Source organism: Proteus sp. FME41 (assembly GCF_014897315.1).
Classification (GTDB): Bacteria; Pseudomonadota; Gammaproteobacteria; order Enterobacterales; family Enterobacteriaceae; genus Proteus.
In genome coordinates, this window is sequence record NZ_JABUYL010000007.1 from 31610 (window position 1) to 50013 (window position 18404).

17 protein-coding genes are annotated in these 18404 nt (G+C 40.2%); 11 read left to right on the forward strand and 6 right to left on the reverse strand.

The features are described from left to right. The first annotated feature begins 69 nt into the window (after positions 1-69). From tamA to INT04_RS08200, 3 genes are read left to right on the forward strand one after another with little or no spacing between them, the layout of a single operon-like run. Complete coding sequence (tamA, locus tag INT04_RS08190; protein WP_193015662.1) at positions 70-1812, forward strand: autotransporter assembly complex protein TamA; 1743 nt, start codon at positions 70-72, stop codon at positions 1810-1812. After that, positions 1809-5636, forward strand: a complete 3828-nt coding sequence (locus tag INT04_RS08195) for a translocation/assembly module TamB domain-containing protein (RefSeq protein ID WP_226894032.1) — start codon at positions 1809-1811, stop codon at positions 5634-5636. The genes tamA and INT04_RS08195 overlap by 4 nt, the downstream gene beginning before the upstream one ends. Positions 5637-5640: 4 nt before the next feature. Beyond that, positions 5641-5988, forward strand: a complete 348-nt coding sequence (locus INT04_RS08200; protein WP_193015663.1) for a gamma-glutamylcyclotransferase — start codon at positions 5641-5643, stop codon at positions 5986-5988. 223 nt (positions 5989-6211) lie between these two features. On the opposite strand, the gene ppa is transcribed toward INT04_RS08200, so the two are convergent. Both ppa and fbp read right to left on the reverse strand, forming a co-directional pair. Further along, the gene (gene ppa / locus INT04_RS08205) at positions 6212-6739 is read right to left on the reverse strand and encodes an inorganic diphosphatase (RefSeq protein ID WP_166540294.1); all 528 of its coding nucleotides are present in this window, start codon (positions 6737-6739) and stop codon (positions 6212-6214) included. 199 nt (positions 6740-6938) lie between these two features. After that, positions 6939-7946, reverse strand: a complete 1008-nt coding sequence (gene fbp / locus INT04_RS08210; RefSeq protein ID WP_193015664.1) for a class 1 fructose-bisphosphatase — start codon at positions 7944-7946, stop codon at positions 6939-6941. Positions 7947-8110: 164 nt separating this feature from the next. On the opposite strand from fbp, the gene mpl reads away from it, so the two are divergent. Beyond that, complete coding sequence (gene mpl / locus INT04_RS08215) at positions 8111-9490, forward strand: UDP-N-acetylmuramate:L-alanyl-gamma-D-glutamyl-meso-diaminopimelate ligase (protein WP_193015665.1); 1380 nt, start codon at positions 8111-8113, stop codon at positions 9488-9490. A gap of 59 nt (positions 9491-9549) precedes the next feature. Here the strand turns inward: mpl and argR are convergent, their stop codons facing one another. Beyond that, positions 9550-10020, reverse strand: coding sequence for a transcriptional regulator ArgR (gene argR / locus INT04_RS08220; RefSeq protein WP_193015666.1), 471 nt, complete (start codon positions 10018-10020; stop codon positions 9550-9552). A 446-nt stretch (positions 10021-10466) separates the two neighbouring features. Here argR and mdh point away from each other — a divergent pair, with 446 nt between their 5' ends. After that, the gene (gene mdh, locus INT04_RS08225) at positions 10467-11405 is read left to right on the forward strand and encodes a malate dehydrogenase (RefSeq protein ID WP_193015667.1); all 939 of its coding nucleotides are present in this window, start codon (positions 10467-10469) and stop codon (positions 11403-11405) included. A 102-nt stretch (positions 11406-11507) separates the two neighbouring features. Here mdh and INT04_RS08230 read toward each other — a convergent pair whose 3' ends face one another. After that, a complete protein-coding gene (locus INT04_RS08230; RefSeq protein ID WP_109408493.1) occupies positions 11508-11774 on the reverse strand; it encodes a helix-turn-helix domain-containing protein in 267 nt (88 codons plus the stop codon). Between the two features lie 186 nt (positions 11775-11960). Here INT04_RS08230 and INT04_RS08235 point away from each other — a divergent pair, with 186 nt between their 5' ends. Then, entirely contained in the window at positions 11961-12311 is a 351-nt protein-coding gene (locus INT04_RS08235) for a DNA-binding protein (protein ID WP_193015668.1), read from the forward strand. 78 nt (positions 12312-12389) lie between these two features. Next, positions 12390-12806, forward strand: a complete 417-nt coding sequence (locus tag INT04_RS08240; RefSeq protein WP_193015669.1) for a DNA-binding protein — start codon at positions 12390-12392, stop codon at positions 12804-12806. Between the two features lie 49 nt (positions 12807-12855). Here the strand turns inward: INT04_RS08240 and ispB are convergent, their stop codons facing one another. Beyond that, on the reverse strand, positions 12856-13827 hold the full coding sequence (ispB, locus tag INT04_RS08245; RefSeq protein ID WP_193015670.1) for an octaprenyl diphosphate synthase: 972 nt from the start codon (positions 13825-13827) through the stop codon (positions 12856-12858). A 263-nt stretch (positions 13828-14090) separates the two neighbouring features. Here ispB and rplU point away from each other — a divergent pair, with 263 nt between their 5' ends. The 3 genes from rplU (at position 14091) to cgtA (ending at position 15982) form a co-directional block, all read left to right on the forward strand. Beyond that, positions 14091-14399 (forward strand): 50S ribosomal protein L21, encoded by a 309-nt coding sequence (rplU, locus tag INT04_RS08250; protein ID WP_036939370.1) that lies wholly within the window; start codon positions 14091-14093, stop codon positions 14397-14399. 19 nt (positions 14400-14418) lie between these two features. Then, positions 14419-14676, forward strand: coding sequence for a 50S ribosomal protein L27 (gene rpmA / locus INT04_RS08255; RefSeq protein ID WP_004246250.1), 258 nt, complete (start codon positions 14419-14421; stop codon positions 14674-14676). 130 nt (positions 14677-14806) lie between these two features. After that, positions 14807-15982, forward strand: coding sequence for an Obg family GTPase CgtA (gene cgtA / locus INT04_RS08260; RefSeq protein WP_193015671.1), 1176 nt, complete (start codon positions 14807-14809; stop codon positions 15980-15982). A gap of 73 nt (positions 15983-16055) precedes the next feature. On the opposite strand, the gene dacB is transcribed toward cgtA, so the two are convergent. Beyond that, a complete protein-coding gene (gene dacB / locus INT04_RS08265) occupies positions 16056-17498 on the reverse strand; it encodes a serine-type D-Ala-D-Ala carboxypeptidase (protein ID WP_193015672.1) in 1443 nt (480 codons plus the stop codon). A 407-nt stretch (positions 17499-17905) separates the two neighbouring features. On the opposite strand from dacB, the gene greA reads away from it, so the two are divergent. After that, the gene (gene greA / locus INT04_RS08270) at positions 17906-18382 is read left to right on the forward strand and encodes a transcription elongation factor GreA (RefSeq protein WP_193015673.1); all 477 of its coding nucleotides are present in this window, start codon (positions 17906-17908) and stop codon (positions 18380-18382) included. Positions 18383-18404 lie beyond the last annotated feature (22 nt).

An 18404-nucleotide genomic window follows, 5' to 3' on the forward strand; every position in this document is an offset into this window, starting at 1 on the left:
TCTACAATAAAGCTTAAAACAGTTTGTCGTCAATTTATCACATGGATTAAATCATATTGAGGAGAAAACGTGCCGAGATACTCCGTTATCTACGTTCTCTGTCTGTCTTTTATCGCACCTGTTGCCTATGGGGCAAATTTGCGTTTAAAAATAGAAGGTTTAGAAGGGCAACTCGAAAAAAATGCGCGAGTTCAGCTATCAAACATTACAACAGAAGAAGTTGCACCTGACGGGCGTTTTCGTGCGCGTGTTGAAAAGGCAATTCAAGAAGGACTTCGCCCTTTAGGTTATTATCAGCCTACAGTGACATTCTCTTATCAAGAAAATCCCCCCCCTGCACGTTCTGTATTAACCGCTAACGTTGAGCCGGGTATCCCTATTTTATTAAAAAAGGTCGATATTGTTCTTGAAGGTGGTGCTAAAACAGATGAGCAATATGCAAAGGTGATTAAAGAGAATACACCGCCTCTTGATAGTGTGTTAAACCATGGTGATTATGAAAAACTCAAAGGCTCATTAACAGGGCTTGCGATTCGTCGGGGTTACTTTGATGCTGAAATGGATAAAAGCCAACTTGGCGTCTCTTTAGATAATCACGCCTCATATTGGGATTTTGTTTTTAATAGTGGTGAGCGCTATCGTTTTGGTAATGTGACTTATAATGGCTCTCAAATTCGTGAAGACTATTTACAAAATATTGTTCCGTTTAAAGAAGGGCAGTACTACGCCTCTGAAGATCTTGCTGAATTTAATCGACGCTTAGCGGCAACGGGGTGGTTTAATTCCGCGGTTGTCACCCCCGATATTGCCAAAGCTCGTGCAGAAGGGACTCATTTGCTGCCGATGACCGCTGCGGTGACGCCTCGTTCTCGTAACTACGTTGAATTAGGGGGCGGTTATGCGACAGATGTTGGTCCACGCCTAAATATGCAGTGGGATAAACCGTGGATGAACTCACGGGGTCATAGCCTGACATCCAATATCAGCGTTTCTCAACCTGAACAATCTATTGGTGCAAATTATAAAATCCCTCTTAAGGCAAACCCATTGGAGCAATATTATGGCGTCCAAGGGGGATTTAAACGCACCGATTTAAATGATACTCGTTCTGATACCACAACGTTAAATGTATCTCGTAACTGGGATATGTCTACTGGCTGGCAATACAGTGTGAATACACGTTGGAGCCTCAGCCACTTTACTCAAGGTGAAGTCACCAACACGACGATGTTGCTTTATCCTGGGGTCACTGCTAGCCGTGTACGTCAACGGGGCGGTATGATGCCTTCTTGGGGCGATAGCCAACGTTACTCATTAGACTACTCCAATAAAATATGGGGCTCAGATGTCGAGTTTGCTGCCTTCCAAGCGCAACAGGTTTGGATACGTACACCATGGGATGGGCATCGCTTTGTGGTAAGAGGCAATTTGGGTTGGATTGAAACCAATGCATTTGAACAAGTTCCTCCTGAATTACGTTTCTTTGCGGGGGGGGATAGAAGTGTGCGCGGTTTTAAATACCAAAGTATTTCGCCTGAAGATGGTAAAGGCAATTTAACAGGTGCATCAAGAATGTTAGTGGGATCGTTAGAATATCAATATAACGTAACGGGCAATTGGTGGAGCGCGGTGTTTATTGATAGTGGTGAAGCGGTTAACGATTTTACGCGCAGTGATTTTAAAACGGGAGCGGGTGCTGGTGTACGTTGGGCGTCACCTGTTGGCCCAATTAAATTTGATTTAGCATTACCTGTGAGTGACGTTGATAAACGTAGACTTCAGTTTTATATCGGGTTAGGAGCAGAGTTATGATAAAAAAGTGGTTGAAATGGATTGCGCTAACACTCCTTATCATTATTTTGCTTACATTCGGTGCTGTTACTTGGGTTTTGGGAACACAATCAGGTTTGCATTTTGCTATTAACAGTGTAGCTCGCTGGGTTCCTGGTTTAGTTATCAAAGATGTTAATGGTGGCTGGCAAGATCTGCGTTTAACGGGTGTTGAATATCAAATGCCTGGGGTTGATGTGAACGTGGGTGAGTTATCGTTAGGATTACGTTTAGCGTGCCTGATGGATAAACAAGTTTGTGTCGATACATTAGGCACACGAGATGTTGTTGTAAATGTTGATACTAGCGCCTTTCCCCCTTCTGAAGAAACACCTCCATCAGAGCCTCTAACAGAGCTTAATGCCCCATTACCTCTCTATTTAAACTCGCTCTCATTAGAGAATACTTACGTGAAGATTGACGATATAGCGATCTCGCTGGGTGAGTTTAAAACGGGCGCACAGTGGGAAGGCCGTCAAATCACTTTAAATCCAACGATAATTAACGATTTGCTGGTGGCATTACCGAAAACGCCAGAAGAAAGCAGTATTGAAGCTGCTGCGCAAGATATAAAAGACGTTACAACCGCAAAACCCCAAGTAGAACCTACAACACAAGAAGAGAAAGAGCAGGCGTTAGCAGATACAATTAAAACAATTTTTGCTAAGCCATTATTGGCTGAATTACCTGAAATTATTATTCCTGTTGATATCAATATTGAAGGCATTGAAGGTAAGCAATTACAAGTTAGTGGGGATGCTCCCGTTACGATTAATCAATTATCGTTTGAAGCAAAGACGCAAGGTAAGCAGGTTAATCTCACTAAATTAAATATTGATGCCCCAGAAGGTGAAGTAAGTTTAAATGGGGGAATTACCCTAGATAAACAGTGGCCTGTTAATTTAGATGTGAATGCGACTATTCGTGATATTGCTGGGCTTGAAGATTTTAAAGATCAAAAAGCGACACTTTCTTTACAAGGCGCATTACTTGAAGAGCTTAAATTAGGACTCTCTTTAACAGGAACAGTGACAGCAACTTTAGATGCTCAAGCTGAGCTGGCAAAACCACACCTTCCATTAAAACTGACGCTTGAAAGTCAGAAAGTTCGCTGGCCATTAACGGGCGATGTGCAGTATCAACTTAACGGTACTCGATTACGCTTAAATGGTCAGACAGATAACTATGATCTCTCATTACGCTCTGATATTGAAGGTCAAGAGATCCCTCCAGCCAAATTAATGCTGGATGCAAAAGGGAATGAAGAGAAAATAGAGCTGACGCGTTTACGTTTAGCCGCTTTGCAAGGTCATGCTGATATCACGGGTGTGGCAGATTGGAGTAAAGCGATTAGCTGGAATGCATTACTCACTATTTCAGGGATTAATACAGCAAAACAATACCCTGATATACCTGCGAAACTGGATGGGCGTATAGCGACAACAGGGAGTCTGTATGGTGGAAGTTGGCAATTACGTGTTCCGGAAATTACTTTAGATGGCAATATCAAAAATAATCTAATTAAGGCGAGAGGAAATGCGTATGGTAATGACTCCGGTCAATGGAATATTCCTCAATTAAATCTAATTTTAGGCAAAAACAAACTCGATATTGAAGGACATTTAGGTGATAAGTGGGCATTAGATGCCAACATTAATGCACCGGGTTTAAATGGTTTAGTGCCAGGTTTAGCGGGTGTTATTAAAGGTAAGGTTAATATTCGAGGTGATATTGATACGCCTAAGATCATTGCAGATATCAACGCTCAGGGCATTAAATGGCAAGACCAAGTCAGTGTCGAATCTATCACGATTAAGGGTGATGTTCAGTCTGATAAAGAGATTGGTGGCAAGCTGGCGATTACTGCACGCCAGTTAAAACAAGCCGATTTAATTATCCGCAATTTAACGTTAGATGCGGCGGGGACTGAGAAACAGCATAAACTCACGCTAAAAATGGAAGGTGACCCTGTTTCTGGCGGACTGACATTAGCGGGTTCATTTGATAAAGAGAAACAACAGTGGAAAGGAACGCTAAATAATACGGCATTTGATACCCCTGTGGGGGAATGGCGTTTAAATAAAGCAATGGCGCTGAACTTACTGGCAGAAAAGCAAGAAGTGACGATTGGTGCTCATTGTTGGGTAAATCCAAATGCACAAGTCTGTGTTCCTAAAGCGATAACAGTAGGTGAAAGTGGATCCGCTGCAATTACGTTAACTCGTTTTGATTTAGCCATGATTAAACCATTCTTACCACCTGAGACTTCTGTTCGGGGTGTGTTTACAGGGGATGCAACAGCAACATGGAGTTCAAAAGGCGGATTACCGAAAGCATCAGTTAACCTTAAAGGGCAAGGTGTTGCGGTAAAACAGAATATTGAAGGAACTATTTTACCTATTGATTTCGATGCCATTACCTTAAATGCGGGTATGAATAATGGTAAAGCAACATTGCAATGGCTGATTAGCATTGCAGGTAATGGTGACTTTAAAGGTAATGTGCATGTTGCCGATCTTGAGAAAAAACGTCAATTATCAGGTACGGTTGATATTGATAATTTGACATTAGATTTAATCAAACCATTCTTAGGTAAAGGTGAAATTGCTCAAGGGAATATTGGCGCTCAATTACGTTTAGGGGGAAGCGCTCAATCACCACTGCTATTTGGTCAATTTGGGATTAATCAATTAAAAGTGGTGGGGCATTGGATCCCATTTGATATTACGAAAGGTAATGTTGATGTTCGATTTAATGGAGCAACATCGGACTTAGGCGGCAGAATTGAAACGCCAGAAGGTTATTTAAATCTTACTGGGAATGCAGATTGGCGTAAGTTAGATGAATGGCGCGCAGTTATTGCTGCAAATGGCAATAAACTACGAGTGTCATTACCGCCAATGGTGCGTATTGATGTTAATCCTGATCTTGTGTTTGAGGCGGGACCTCATTTACTGAAGTTAGATGGCCGCATTGATATTCCTTGGGCTCGTATTGTTGTTCAAGAGTTACCTGAGTCTGCGGTATCGGCCTCGTCAGATGAAGTGATGTTGGATAAAAATTTACAGCCAATAGCACCAAAAGAGACATCGATTCCAATTCAAAGTAATTTAGCGATTAATATTGGCGATGATGTGACACTGGACGCATTTGGGCTGAAAGCTAGATTGACGGGTATGCTGAAAGTCAATCAGAATAAACAAGGGTTAGGTTTAAATGGCCAAATCGATATTCCAAGAGGTGCATTTAAAGCCTATGGACAAGACTTGCAAGTCCGTAAAGGACAAATCTTGTTCTCAGGACCCGTTGATCAACCTTACTTAAATATTGAAGCTATTCGTAATCCTGAAAATACGGCAAATAATGTGATTGCGGGTGTCAGAGTGACAGGACTCGCAGATAAACCGAAAGTTGAAATTTTCTCTGAACCTGCTTTTACACAGCAAGAAGCATTATCTTACTTGTTAAGAGGTGAAGGGTTAGATAAAAGTGGTGATGCGGATTCATCACAAATGACGGCAATGCTAATAGGATTAGGTGTTGGCCAAAGTGGTCAGTTAGTGGGACGTATTGGTGAAACTTTTGGTGTTTCTGATTTAGCATTGGATACACAAGGAGTGGGTGATAATTCACAAGTTGTGGTCAGTGGTAAGATAACAAACGATCTACAAGTGAAGTATGGAGTGGGTATATTTGATTCGCTAGCGACGTTAACCTTACGTTATCGCTTGATGCCCAGGTTGTATTTACAAGCAGTGTCTGGTATGAATCAGGCAATAGATCTGCTTTATCAATTTGAGTTTTAATTATATGCGAATTATTGTTTATGGTAGTTTACGGCAAAACCAAGGCAACCATCACTGGATGACCTATGCACAACTCTTGGGTGAGCATAAACTCGTGGGATATAAGCTCTATGATCTAGGGTTTTACCCTGCAGTTATTGAAGGCGAGGGTGAAATAGAGTGTGAAGTCTATCGGATAACCCCCTCTATATTGACAGAGCTTGATGAGTTGAAAAAGAATGATCAAGATTACAAGCGACAATTGATTTCAACGCCTTATGGCAGCGCTTGGATCTACCTTTATCAAAAGCCTGTTGATGGTTTGCGTGAAATAAAATGTGGTGACTGGATCAAACGTCACGAAGAAGAGTAACAGGTTTACTCAACGCGATGCGCCAAAACGGCTTGATAGGAATATCGAGCCGTTTTTATTTTAGCAAGATCTGCCGTAAGCCTTCGTCCAGTACGGGCGGGGAGCCGTCATAGGATATGAACCGCGTTGTTATCATAAAAAAAGCCCTTCAATAAAATGAAGAGCTTATTTTTAAGTAAATTATTAAAAATAACTTACTTAGTTAATTCTGATGGTGTCAGAATTATTTTTTAGCGCGTTCAAAAGAAGACAGAATTTCAGCTTTAGCAGCTTCTACGTCTTCCCAACCGTCAACTTTAACCCATTTTCCAGCTTCTAAATCTTTGTAGTGCTCAAAGAAATGTTTGATCTGTGCTTTTAACAGTTCTGGCAGATCAGTCACATCTTTAATGTGATCGTATTCTTTGCTCAGTTTAGTGTGTGGTACTGCAACCAGTTTCGCATCTTCACCTGATTCATCAGTCATTTTCAGTACGCCAACAGGACGGCAACGAATAACTGAACCTGGTTGTAATGGGTATGGAGTTGGAACCAGAACGTCTACTGGGTCACCATCTAAAGATAATGTGTTGTTGATGTAACCGTAGTTGCATGGGTAGAACATTGCGGTTGACATGAAACGGTCAACGAACAGTGCACCACTTTCTTTATCAACTTCGTATTTGATAGGATCAGCATTTGCTGGAATTTCAATAACAACATAGATATCTTCTGGTAGTTCTTTACCAGCAGGAACATGATTCAGGCTCATAAAAAATTTCCTATAAAAAAATTAATTTTACGTGGCCTGTAGTATAGCGAAAAGTTTTTAACAATACCCGTTTTTTGCCGAACATGTTGCGTTCTGACGTAAAAATAAGCAGTAAATAAAAGGAAGTTCTATTTTCAAAGATGAAAAAACCGGACGAATAAGAAGCCCGGTTTATCTATATTGATGCTAGACCAATAAATTATTCTTCGTCTGGGTATTGCGCCATAAAGCTTTCAGCTTGCTCAACCATAGATTTAGTGCCGACGAAGAAAGGCATACGTTGGTGAAGTTCTTTAGGTTCAATATCGAGAATGCGATCTTTACCATTACTTGCTTTACCGCCAGCTTGTTCTGCTAAAAATGCCATTGGGTTACATTCATAGAGTAAACGTAATTTACCAGTAGGATGGCTGGCTGTACTTGGGTAAATATAAATACCGCCTTTCAGTAAATTACGGTGGAAATCTGCAACTAAAGAACCGATATAACGCGTGGTATAAGGGCGATTAGTTTCTGTATCTTGTTCTTGGCAGTACTTGATATATTTTTTTACCCCTAATGGGAATTTAATATAGTTACCTTCGTTGATAGAGTACATGTTACCTGTTGGTGGAAAATGTACGCTTTCGTGAGATAAACAGAACACGCCCAGAGAAGGATCATACGTAAAGGCATGAACGCCACAACCTGTTGTATACACTAACATGGTTGATGAGCCATAGACGACATAACCTGCGGCAACTTGGCGATGACCAGGTTGTAGAAAGTCATCTAACGTTACAGATTGACCAATTGGCGTAATTCGGTGGTAAATAGAGAAAATAGTCCCGACGGAAACGTTTACATCAATATTCGACGAACCATCTAAAGGGTCCATTAGTACAACATACTTAGCATTTTCAGCGCGATCACCTTCAAAGATAACAATGTCATCTTCTTCTTCTGATCCGATACCCGCAACTTCACCACGTGCTTTTAGTGCAGCTTTTAGTTTCTCATTCGCGTAAAGATCCAGTTTCATCTGGGCTTCACCTTGAACATTAGAAACACCGTTAGTACCAAGAATATCGACTAACCCTGCTTTGTTAATATCACGGTGGATAATTTTAGCCCCAAGCTTAATGGCAGAAAGCAGTGCAGTGAGTTCGCCAGTTGCATGGGGAAAATCTTGTTGTTTCTCGACGATAAATTCGCCTAATGTTTTCATGACGCAGGTCCTGAATGTGAGTGGGTAAAGTAAAAAAGGAGAAAAATCTCCTTGGTGGTGGCAAGTTTAGCCAAAGAATCGAATGTTTCAAAGGTTAATCCGTTTCTTATCTGCTTTTTGATCGTTAGAATAGTGACCAACTTCATGCTATTGGACAGAAATTCATGCACATTCATATTCTTGGTATTTGTGGCACCTTTATGGGAAGTCTTGCCATCCTCGCTAGAGCTAAAGGACATAAAGTCACAGGCTCAGATGCTAATGTCTATCCACCTATGAGTACCTTACTTGAAAATCAAGGAATTGAGCTGATTGAGGGATATGACCCAAAACAATTAGAACCTGCTCCTGACATGGTGATTGTTGGTAATGCAATGACACGAGGTAACCCTTGTGTTGAAGCGGTACTTGAAAAAGGTTTGCCTTATACCTCAGGCCCTCAGTGGTTACATGATTATATTTTACCTGAACGTTGGGTCTTAGCCGTAGCTGGAACTCATGGTAAAACAACAACCGCAGGTATGCTGGCTTGGATTTTAGAAGACTGTGGTTATAAGCCGGGCTTTTTAATCGGTGGTGTACCGGGTAATTTTCAAGTATCAGCACAGTTAGGTGAAAGCCCTTTCTTTGTGATTGAGGCCGATGAATATGATAGTGCTTTCTTTGATAAGCGCTCTAAATTTGTCCATTATTCACCACGTACACTAATTTTAAATAATCTTGAATTCGATCATGCCGATATTTTTGATGATTTAGCGGCCATTCAAAAACAATTCCACCATTTAGTTCGCACTGTACCGGGCAGTGGGAAAATTATCATGCCTGACTATGATATGAATTTAAAACAGACGATTGGCATGGGATGTTGGAGCGAACAAGAATTTACGGGTGAAACAGGTGATTGGCAGGCTAAAAAACGAACTAATGACAGTCATCATTTTGACGTATTTCATAAAGGCGAGCGAGTAGGCGAAGTGTGTTGGGCGCTTTCAGGTGAACATAATATGCAAAATGGCCTAATGGCGATTGTTGCCGCTCATCATGTTGGTGTTTTGCCTGCTGATGCTTGTGAAGCTTTAGATAAATTTATTAATGCACGTCGTCGCCTAGAACTTCGTGGTGAAGTTAATCAAATTAGTGTCTATGACGATTTTGCTCATCATCCTACGGCGATCCTAGCCACGCTTGAAGCATTACGCAGTAAAGTTGGCGGCACAGCGCGTATAATTGCCGTTTTGGAACCTCGTTCAAATACGATGAAAATGGGTATTAGTAAAGACGATATCGCACCAGCATTAGGTCGAGCTGATGAAGTCTTCTTATTCCAGCCATCAAATATTCAGTGGTTAGTGAGTGATATCGCAGAGCATTGTGTACAGCCACCACGTTGGAGTACTGATCTTGATACATTAGTTGATATGATCGCGAAAGAAGCGCAAGCGGGTGATCATATATTGATCATGAGTAATGGTGGTTTTGGTGGCATACATGAAAAATTGCTCACGAAATTAGCACAACCTAAAGAATCAGAAAATCAGTACTAATAATAAGAAAAGCCACTGAAATTTCAGTGGCTTTTCATTTTTAAGTGAAGAGTAAGATATTATAGTTCCTGATCAAACAGGTTTAAAATGGCATCTCGCAGTTCTTCTGTTGAAAATCCTGGGGCGGGTGTTGAGAAAATAGTATCATCACCTGCAATACTGCCCAGGATCCCTTCTGCTTTGCCTAATGAATCTAATAAACGTGCAATAAGCTGTGCAGCGCCTGGACTGGTTCTTATCACAACAACAGAATGGTTGTGGTCAATATCGAGTACCAGATTTTTTAATGGGCTGCTTGCTGTTGGTACGCCAAGTTCAGTTGGAAGGCAATACACCATCTCCATTTTAGCGTTACGGGTCCTTACCGCACCAAATTTTGTTAGCATACGAGAAATTTTAGACTGGTTGATATTATCATACCCAGCTTCTTGTAATGCGGTCACAATCTCGCCTTGTGAACTGAATTTTTCTTCTTTCAGCAGGGCTTTAAACGCTTTAACCAAGTCTTCTTGCTTAGAAGGAATGCGCATAGTTCACCTTTAGTGAGTTATCAATAACCTGTGTATTATGCAGAGAAGTGAATTTTTATGCAACATAAGACGAAAAAAGGGGCGAGATAAGTGACTCAACATTGTAAAGTAGGATGTACTGCAAAAAAGATTTATTTATTGAGTTTGAATGTGATAATTTAATTAAAGTAAAATATTTGTTAAATAAATGATAAGCTTAAATGATTGCTGTAAGGAGAATGGTTCACTTAACACTTTGCCATATTTATTGGAATTATTTATCAAAAGAGTGTCCACTATCTCATTAACAGATAAGCAATTTGTTTAGAATAAACAAAGTATTATTTTCCACTGTAAATGCCTTATTATGCAATATTGCTGTTAAATAATTGTTTTTTAAAAGGTGAATTGCGTAATAGTGAGTCTCTCTAAGGCGTTCCACTATCTCGTAACTAAGGAGTATCAGAATGAAAGTAGCAGTTCTCGGTGCAGCGGGTGGTATTGGTCAAGCACTGGCACTTCTTCTTAAAAACCAGCTTCCAGCTGGTAGTGAACTCTCTTTATATGATATCGCTCCCGTCACACCGGGTGTCGCAGCTGACTTAAGCCATATCCCAACCCAAGTGACTGTAAAAGGTTTTGCGGGTGAAGATCCTTCTCCTGCTCTAAAAGGCGCTGATGTTGTTCTGATTTCTGCGGGTGTTGCTCGTAAACCTGGCATGGATCGTTCGGATCTTTTCAATGTTAATGCGGGTATTGTGCGCAACTTAATTGAGAAAGTGGCACAAAATTGTCCTAAAGCGCTGATTGGTATCATCACTAACCCTGTTAATACAACCGTTGCTATTGCTGCCGAAGTGCTCAAAAAAGCAGGTGTTTATGATAAAAAACGCCTATTTGGTATTACGACACTGGATATCATTCGTGCAAATACCTTTGTCGCTGAGCTAAAAGGCCAAGATCCCCAAAAAACAAATGTTCCTGTGATTGGCGGACACTCGGGTGTCACTATTCTTCCTCTGCTCTCTCAAGTTGCTGGCGTATCGTTTACAGATGATGAAGTTGCTGCACTGACAAAACGTATCCAAAATGCAGGTACTGAAGTCGTAGAAGCAAAAGCAGGTGGCGGATCTGCAACATTATCAATGGGACAAGCTGCCGCTCGTTTTGGTCTTTCATTAATTCGTGCTTTTAATGGCGAGAAGAATGTTATTGAATGTACCTATACTGAGGGTGACGGAGAATATGCCCGTTTCTTCGCACAACCTATTCTTTTAGGTAAAAATGGCGTAGAAGAATATTTATCTATTGGTAAATTAAGTGATTTTGAAAAACAATCTCTTAATGGCATGTTAGATGTATTGAAAAAAGATATAATTCTTGGTGAAGAATTTATAAATAAATAAAGAAATACTTTTTTTGCTATAAAAATAATGCAAATTTAAATAAAAACCGCTGATATAGTATCAGCGGTTTTTTTTATTAATTATAATGTATGAAATTATTAGTTAATTATTAGTTTTGTCACGAATCTTTCGTTCAAGTAATTCTCCTGTTTCAGGATGAAAATAACGACTTGGCCAAATTTCAGAAGGCGCGATACCAAGATAATCAGCAATGATTTTCTCTCCTTTAGGCCAAGGGCGTGACAGTGCATTTGCTAGTGTTGAAGAGCTTAATCCGGCTTGACGAGAGATGGCAGCAAGTGTTGTTCCTCGTTTTCTAAGTGCGGCAATAATATCGGCAGGATGCCAATCAGATTTCCTTGAAATCATTTTTAATCCTTTTTCTATAAAATTAATTGCTGTGTTAGTGGTATAAATAACAGTTTATTAGAAATGTCCTAAAGCATTTAAACTGATTATTTAGAAAATAAAATAACATTATTTTTCTAAAAAGATTTCTGATTTTTTTCTTAATAATTTCTTTTTTGAAGTTGATAACAATTTTAGAGAAACGTAATGAAAAAAGAGTGGTATACGGCAAAGGAATTGACGGGTATAGGTGGATTACCTAAATCACCACAAGGTGTAAATGCAAAAGCTAAACGTGAATGTTGGCAAAAACAAAAGATAAAGAATAAACAAGGCAATGGCGTTGAATATCATTGTTCTTGTTTACCAGAAGACACTTTAATTGCTCTGGAACTTTATGAACCATTAGCACATTACAAACTAAATAAAAAAGAGGAGCCACTCGTTATCTGGGTGAAAGCATTCCAACAACTAAATGATGGTGAACAAAAAACATTAACAGAGCTGATATTGCGGGATGGTATTAGAAGTTTTTTAGAAAAAGTCGTCAATGATTAAGCGATTTTAAAGAATTTATTATTGCGTTATCCGCAACAGATATCTGACTAACCTCTTAGTTGAATGTGAGATGAGATCATGAAAAAAGAATGGTATACAGCGAAAGAATTAGTGGGGCTTGCGGGGTTACCTAACTCACCGCAAGGAGTGAACTTGATGGCGCGTCGTGAAGGGTGGGAGAATCGCCGTAAACGAGGTGTTCAGGGGAAAGCTGTCGAGTATTCAGTGAAAAGTCTGCCTGATGAGGTTATTGGCGTATTAGCTGCGCACGAGCCTCCAGCAGAGTATTTATCCAAACGTCAGGATGCTTTTTTGATTTGGGTTGAAGCTTATTATCAATTGACCAAGTCAGAACGTGAAAAAATTGTCAAATTCGTTCTGCGGGAAGGATTAGCAAAACTAATTAGTTATATTGATGCAGATAATCAAGATGCTATTGAGCGAGAAAATGAAGAAGTACTCAATAAATTAAAAAACCCACCAGAGACGACATAGTCGCTCTGGCGGGCTTCTTTATACTATTAATGGAGTAATACCATTAGGATTACGATAAACGCTGTACTGCAACGTGAGCAAGCCCAATAAGCGCCTCTTTATAGGGTGAATCGGGTATAATTGATAAAGCATCAATTGCTTTGTCAGCTTCTTCTTCTGCTTTTTGGCGGGTATATTCCAAAGAGCCGCTTTGCTTCATGGTATGCAAAACCGTATCCAATAAATGGCGACCATTACCTTGTTCAATCGCTTGACGAATTAATTGAGATTGTTCTTCATTACCATTATGCATTGCGTGAAGTAATGGCAAGGTGGGTTTACCTTCATCAAGATCATCACCCGTGTTCTTACCCAATTGAGTATTGTCCGCATCATAATCAAGAAGATCGTCAATGAGCTGGAAAGCAGTCCCAAGATAGCGACCATAGTCTTGGAATGCTTTTTCTTGCTCAGGCGTTGCACCAGAAAGAATAGCTGACGCATGAGATGCCGCTTCAAATAATCGAGCTGTTTTACTGTAGATAACTTGCATATAGTCATCTTCAGAAATGTTAGGATCGTTACAATTCATTAATTGTAAAACTTCACCTTCAGCAATCACATTGGTGGCATTAGACATTAATTTTAATACACGCATCGAATCAAGATCCGTCATCATCTGGAAAGATCGTGTATAAATAAAGTCGCCAACAAGTACACTTGCTGCATTTCCAAAGACGGCATTTGCCGTTTGTTTACCTCTGCGCATATCTGATTCATCAACCACATCATCGTGTAACAATGTGGCAGTATGAATAAACTCGATAAGCGCTGCGATCGAGATATGTTTGTCACCTTGATAGTCCAATGCTCGTCCTGTGAGCACTGCGATCATTGGTCGGATCCTTTTACCACCACCACTAATGATGTAGTAACCAAGTTGATTTATCAAAGAAACATCTGAATTAAGCTGGTAAAGGATTGCCTCATTTACCGCAGCCATATCAGCGGATGTTAGTTTTATAATAGATTCTAAATTCATGTTTTTTCGACTTTGGCTCGCCAATGAGCGCGTTATTATTAATAAAAAATGATCATGCCATAGATTTTACTCTCTTATAATTTAGATTGTACTTTAAAAATGGCTGAAATAAATATCGCATAAAAAACTCTTTTTTTTAACGCTAGTTTGCGATCTGTACTTGTCATCGGCACTAAATTTGCGTAGAATTCGCGCCCTATGTGAATATTTTAATTGTGCACTCAAATTATACATATTGGGAGTGTGCGGAAAGCGGAGTTTATATGTACGCGGTTTTCCAAAGTGGTGGTAAACAACACCGAGTCAGCGAAGGTCAAACTATTCGTTTAGAGAAGCTTGAAGTAGCTACTGGCGAGACAATCGAGTTTGATACTGTAATGATGGTCGCTAATGGCGATGATATTCAAATTGGCGCTCCAATCCTTGCGGGCGTTAAAGTTAAAGCGGAAGTGGTTGCTCACGGTCGCGGCGAGAAAGTTAAGATTGTTAAGTTCCGTCGTCGTAAACATAGCCGTAAACAACAGGGCCACCGTCAGTGGTTTACTGATGTTAAAATCACTGGTATCGCTTAAGGTTTAGGAGAGTAGTTCAATGGCACATAAAAAGGCTGGCGGCTCGACTCGTAACGGTCGTGATTCCGAAGCAAAACGTCTGGGTGTTAAACGTTTCGGTGGTGAAGCTGTATTAGCAGGTAGCATCATCGTTCGTCAACGTGGTACTAAGTTCCATGCAGGTACTAACGTTGGTTGTGGTCGTGACCACACCCTGTTTGCATTAGCTGACGGAAAAGTTAAATTCGAAGTTAAAGGTCCAAATAACCGTAAATTTATCAGCATCGAAGCTGAATAATTACTGGTCCTTTAGTTACCGAGTTAAAAGCCCTGCAAGTCTGTTGCGGGGCTTTTTATATTTAAAAAAGGCCATCTCTGGGTAATTTCGGCCATCCAGCACGTTAATGGCTACTATACGGAGTAAAATCATGAAATTTGTTGATGAGGCCAAGATCCTAATCGTCGCAGGCGATGGTGGTAACGGCTGTGTAAGCTTTCGTCGCGAAAAATATATCCCTAATGGGGGGCCAGACGGTGGTGATGGTGGTGATGGTGGTGATGTCTACATGATTGCAGACGAAAACCTGAATACCCTAATTGATTACCGTTTTACAAAATCTTATCGTGCTGAACGTGGTGAAAATGGTCACAGTCGTGATTGTACCGGTAAGCGTGGTCAAGATATTACGATTAGTGTTCCTGTTGGGACACGTGTCCGTGATTTAGCCACCAATGAAATTATTGCTGACTTAACCGTTCACGGTCAAAAGCAGATGGTCGCTAAAGGCGGCTTCCACGGTTTAGGTAATACTCGCTTTAAATCCTCGGTTAACCGTGCTCCACGTCAACGTACAATGGGAACGCCTGGTGAAACCCGTGAAGTACTATTAGAGCTAATGTTATTAGCTGATGTGGGTATGTTAGGTATGCCGAATGCGGGTAAATCCACGTTTATTCGTGCTGTGTCAGCAGCCAAACCTAAAGTTGCCGATTATCCATTTACTACATTAGTACCAAGCCTAGGTGTGGTACGTATGGATAATCATCAAAGCTTTGTTGTTGCGGATATTCCTGGATTAATCGAAGGCGCTGCTGATGGCGCAGGTCTTGGGATCCAATTCTTAAAACACTTAGAACGTTGTCGTGTATTATTGCATTTGATCGACATTGATCCTATTGATGGATCAGATCCTGTTGAGAATGCGCAAATTATTGTCTCTGAATTAGAGAAATACAGCGAAAAATTAGCCAAAAAACCACGTTGGTTGGTATTCAATAAAGTAGACCTTCTTGATGCAGAAGAAGCGAAAGAGAAGGCAAAAGCGATTGTTGAAGCACTCGGTTGGGATGAAAACTATTACATGATAGCGGCCATCAACCAAGAAGGTGTGAAAAAACTTTGCTGGAACATCATGGAATTCCTGAATGTGACGCCACGTGAGCAAGATTTAGTGGCAACCATCACAGAACCAGGAAAAGTTGACTTTATGTGGGATGATTACCATAAAGAACAACTAGAAAATCCTGATTTTGAAGAAGATGACGACGATGATGATTGGGATGAAGAAGATGACGACGGTATAGAGTTTATCTACAAACGTTAATCATTATTCTTATTGTGATAAAACAAAAAACGCCTGATTAATCAGGCGTTTTCTTTATCTATCTATCGTAAGTTTAACGGTTATTATACATATCTTTATACAGATTAGTTTCAAAACGGACTAAGTACGCGCGCCCCGCATTACGATTTTGGGTTGGGGGGGAATAGGCAGAAACATATTGTACAAAAGCCACTTTTTGCCCATTTGCGGTGGTCATAAAGCCCGCAAGATTATAAACCCCTTTTAATGAGCCTGTTTTTGCAGAAACTTTGCCATCAACACCCGCTTCATGAAAGCCACCGCGATATTGTAATGTACCATCATGGCCTGACAGCGGAAGCATCGTAATAAAGTTCAATTCATTATCATGTTGTCCAATGTATTGAAGCACTTGCATCATTGTTGCGGGTGAGATGAGGTTATGACGAGAAAGTCCTGAGCCATCAACCATTACCGTATTACCCAAATCAATACCCGCTTTTTGTTTTAAAATAGCGCGGGTTGCTTCTGCACCTGAACGCCATGTCCCTGCAACACCATAATACTCACGACCAATAGTTCTAAATACAGTGTCTGCAATCATATTATCAGACTCTTTTAACATGGTGGTGAGTAGGTTATGTAATGGTTTTGATTGTGTCTGTGCGAGCACTGTTACGGGAGCTTTAAGTTGAGAACGGCGTTTTATATAACCATCAAGTTCAATATTGGCACGTTGTAATTCTTCTTTCAGAATAGTACCAGCCCAGTGAGCCCCATCTTGGATAGAAAACATTAACGGTACCGCATCATCACGTTTAGGGATACAACCTGTAATGACATAAGTATTTAAATCACGGACAGTGACATCTAACTCACAAAAGCGGGTGCGTGTTGAGCCTTTTTCATAAGTTTCAACTTCACTTAAAACTGTAACAGGGTAAAACGAGGCTTTGCGTATGGTCGCTATATCACCGTCTTTGTTGCCACTTTGCAGTAAGACAGAAAAACAGTTTTTATCAACAATAGCTGCACTTGGTGGTGCGCTAAAGCATTGAGTCATATCATTCCAAACCCAACCTGGTGCTTTATCATGGCTTGAGAAAGCAGAGGTATCAATGAGTAAGTCGCCATGTATCTTAGTCACACCAGATTGTTTTAATACGGCAACCATACCTCTTAATTGTTGACGGGTTAAAGTGGGATCGCCAGTAAAACGAAAGATCAAATCACCATTAAGTTGATCATTTTTTATTTTGCCTTCTGTTTCCATTGTTGTGATGAATTGATAATCACCTCCCAATTGAAGTAATGCCACAAGTGCTGTCACTACTTTTTGAGTACTGGCAGGAAGTGCTAATTGATCCGCATGATAATTAAGACTAGGAGACGCCGCGCCAACGGGTTGGGTAATCAAACCCACTTGTGTTCCTTCAGGAAGATGTTCAATGTAGTTTTCAACAGGTATTGCTTGAGTTGAAAAACTTATGATACTTAATGTATAAAGTATCCGTCGGAATATCGATAATAAGCGCATAATTTCTCTGCCCGTGACTATAGCGTGGTAACGTTACAGTATTGATTGCCAGTGGCTAATACTAAAGGGCAATGAGGGCAAAAGTAAACGGAAGAACGAGTGATTACTGCATTATCAGAAAATATCTGTTTATTGATTTATAAAGAGAGATAAGGCGTGAAGCCATGCGTCTCTTGTGTTAGATTTAGTTTTAGGTATGGGCAGTTAAGTTTGCTTCCCGACAGCATGAGTAGGGGAATAAATAACCCTTAATTCACCGAATATATGTAGAGACAGGCCCAATTTAAGGCTGCCTGTGTCTTTTTTTGTCTTGAGAAGAGTAAATAGATGCTTTTCTCTGTGTTGTTAGTATAAAAAATCAGGATGATACCTATTTTTTATTAGGAATAGTATTGAGGTATTAACACATGAATCAGATCCCTATGACAGTTCTTGGTGCAGAAAAATTACGCGAAGAGCTGGAGTATCTAAAAAGTGTTCGTCGTCCCGAAATTATCGCGGCTATTGCAGAAGCGCGTGAACACGGAGACTTAAAAGAGAATGCAGAATATCATGCAGCAAGAGAACAACAAGGCTTCTGTGAAGGTCGAGTACAAGAAATTGAAGCCAAGTTATCAAATGCTCAAGTTATTGATATTACAAAAATAAATAACAATGGTCGTATTATTTTTGGCTCAACAGTGACATTATTAAATGTTGAGACAGAAGAAGAGCAAACTTATCGCATTGTGGGCGATGATGAAGCCAACATCAAAGTTAACTTAATCTCTGTGAATTCGCCTATTGCGCGCGGATTAATTGGTAAAGAGTTAGATGATGTCGTGGTTATCACAACGCCAGGTGGGCAAGTTGAGTATGAAGTTTTAAACGTAGAATATATTTAATTTATAATTTTACGTTTCTATA

What these genes read in the sequence shown, in the direction of transcription:
- mpl (WP_193015665.1), top strand. Translation starts at nt 8,111, where the DNA reads ATGCACATTCATATTCTTGGTATTTGTGGCACCTTTATGGGAAGTCTT.
- INT04_RS08240 (WP_193015669.1), top strand. Translation starts at nt 12,390, where the DNA reads ATGAAAAAAGAATGGTATACAGCGAAAGAATTAGTGGGGCTTGCGGGG.
- greA (WP_193015673.1), top strand. Translation starts at nt 17,906, where the DNA reads ATGAATCAGATCCCTATGACAGTTCTTGGTGCAGAAAAATTACGCGAA.
- rplU (WP_036939370.1), top strand. Translation starts at nt 14,091, where the DNA reads ATGTACGCGGTTTTCCAAAGTGGTGGTAAACAACACCGAGTCAGCGAA.
- ppa (WP_166540294.1), bottom strand. Translation starts at nt 6,739, where the DNA reads ATGAGCCTGAATCATGTTCCTGCTGGTAAAGAACTACCAGAAGATATC.
- INT04_RS08230 (WP_109408493.1), bottom strand. Translation starts at nt 11,774, where the DNA reads ATGATTTCAAGGAAATCTGATTGGCATCCTGCCGATATTATTGCCGCA.
- INT04_RS08195 (WP_226894032.1), top strand. Translation starts at nt 1,809, where the DNA reads ATGATAAAAAAGTGGTTGAAATGGATTGCGCTAACACTCCTTATCATT.
- ispB (WP_193015670.1), bottom strand. Translation starts at nt 13,827, where the DNA reads ATGAATTTAGAATCTATTATAAAACTAACATCCGCTGATATGGCTGCG.
- fbp (WP_193015664.1), bottom strand. Translation starts at nt 7,946, where the DNA reads ATGAAAACATTAGGCGAATTTATCGTCGAGAAACAACAAGATTTTCCC.
- cgtA (WP_193015671.1), top strand. Translation starts at nt 14,807, where the DNA reads ATGAAATTTGTTGATGAGGCCAAGATCCTAATCGTCGCAGGCGATGGT.
- dacB (WP_193015672.1), bottom strand. Translation starts at nt 17,498, where the DNA reads ATGCGCTTATTATCGATATTCCGACGGATACTTTATACATTAAGTATC.
- rpmA (WP_004246250.1), top strand. Translation starts at nt 14,419, where the DNA reads ATGGCACATAAAAAGGCTGGCGGCTCGACTCGTAACGGTCGTGATTCC.
- INT04_RS08200 (WP_193015663.1), top strand. Translation starts at nt 5,641, where the DNA reads ATGCGAATTATTGTTTATGGTAGTTTACGGCAAAACCAAGGCAACCAT.
- INT04_RS08235 (WP_193015668.1), top strand. Translation starts at nt 11,961, where the DNA reads ATGAAAAAAGAGTGGTATACGGCAAAGGAATTGACGGGTATAGGTGGA.
- argR (WP_193015666.1), bottom strand. Translation starts at nt 10,020, where the DNA reads ATGCGCATTCCTTCTAAGCAAGAAGACTTGGTTAAAGCGTTTAAAGCC.
- mdh (WP_193015667.1), top strand. Translation starts at nt 10,467, where the DNA reads ATGAAAGTAGCAGTTCTCGGTGCAGCGGGTGGTATTGGTCAAGCACTG.